Annotated in this window: 2 protein-coding genes; one reads left to right on the forward strand and one right to left on the reverse strand. The window is 40.9% G+C overall.

Annotated elements, in window-relative coordinates:
• Positions 1-605: 605 nt before the first annotated feature.
• Positions 606-860 (reverse strand): acetyltransferase, encoded by a 255-nt coding sequence (locus F6K22_RS40400; RefSeq protein ID WP_293110740.1) that lies wholly within the window; start codon positions 858-860, stop codon positions 606-608.
• Positions 861-970: 110 nt separating this feature from the next.
• Here F6K22_RS40400 and F6K22_RS40405 point away from each other — a divergent pair, with 110 nt between their 5' ends.
• On the forward strand, positions 971-1,627 hold the full coding sequence (locus tag F6K22_RS40405) for a HEAT repeat domain-containing protein (RefSeq protein WP_293110742.1): 657 nt from the start codon (positions 971-973) through the stop codon (positions 1,625-1,627).

Raw genomic sequence — 1,627 nt, forward strand, 5'->3', positions numbered from 1 at the left:
CGAAACCCAACAGAAATTTATAGATATTATTGAGTGTTGCTCAATCAAGGGATGAATCTTTGTCGAACAGGTAAATCCCATTTTTTACTTCCTCTTTCTTCCAGGGGACAATTCTAATTTGCATCCTATGCAACGGTTATTGTTGGGTTGCGCTGTCGCTTCACCCAACCTACTGTAGTGAAACAGTAGTAGGTTGGGTTGAGGAAACGAAACCCAACAGACATATATGTATTGTTAAGTGTTGGTGAATCAAGGAATCAATCTTTGTCGAACGGGTAAATCCCATTTTTTACTTCCTCTTTCTCCCAGGTGCCAATTAGATGAGAATTGTCCCCTTATGCAACGGTTATTGTTGGGTTGCGCTGTCGCTTAACCCAACCTACTGGAGTGAAACAGTAGTAGGTTGGGTTGAGGAAACGAAACCCAACAGAAATTTATAGATATTATTGAGTGTTGCTCAATCAAGGGATGAATCTTTAAGTCGAACAGGTAAATCCCACTTTTACTTCCTCTTTCTCCCAGGGGACAATTCTAATTCGCATCCTATGCAACGGTTATTGTTGGGTTGCGCTGTCGCTTAACCCAACCTACTGGATACTCCACCATCAAGCTGTAGGTTGTTCCGTTTGATGTTGCGTGGCAGAACGTAACTGATTGAGAGCTGCATCAATTTTGGACAATTCTGGATGTTGTTCTAACTTGGCCATTACTTTGGCCTTGGATATTTTTACTTTCTTGGCGTGTTCTAGAGTTTCATTGACAATGCGTTCCCGATATTGTTCTAATCCTTTGATTACTTCCTCTATTTCTTGTTCTTGGGTTGTTGGTGTTGCGGTATTAACTTCTAAAGTTTCAGACATAATGACTTTCCGATCAATATTTGTATTTTTCTGAAATTAATCATCCCAGATTCAGGGATTAGTTGCTAGTATTTGTAAAGAAACGTAAACAAAATTAAGCAAACTTTAACATGGAAATTAACCAAATTCAGGTATACTTAAATAGCTCTGATTCTCAAGAGAGATTAAAAGCGCTGACCGAGTTAAGGAAGTATGAAAGTGAAGTAGCAGTTCCCCTCCTCAAAACTAGACAGGGTGACCCAGAATTTCTAGTCCGTTCATTTGTAGCAATGGGATTAGGCAATAAACGTACTCCTGAAGGTTTTAGGATATTGCTGGAAATGATGAAAAATGACACAGACTACAATGTGCGAGCAGAAGCAGCTAATTCCCTATCTAAATTTGGTGAAGAGGCAATTCCTCTTTTGGTAGAAAAATTCCGCCAAGACGACAACTGGTTAGTGCGTCGGAGTATTCTCGCGCCTCTCATAGATATGCCATTTCCTGAAGCACTCTATGAAGTGTGTATGTGCGCGATCGCTGGCGAAGATATGACGGTGCAGGAAGTTGCTATTAGTGCTTTAGGTGCGTTAGCGGGGACAAAGAAAGAAACCGAAGCTTTGCAGCAACTATTAGCTTTTGTCAGTGCCGAATCTTGGAATATTCGGTTGCGAGCTGCTCAAGGGTTGAGAAAATTTGACGACCCCCAAGCGAAAGCAGCTTTGAGTTATTTAAGCAAGGATGAAGATCATAGAGTAGTAGCTGTAGCTTTGGAAAGTTCGCTGTAA

Origin of the sequence: Okeania sp. SIO2F4 (assembly GCF_010672385.1) — a bacterium.
Classification (GTDB): Bacteria; Cyanobacteriota; Cyanobacteriia; order Cyanobacteriales; family Microcoleaceae; genus Trichodesmium.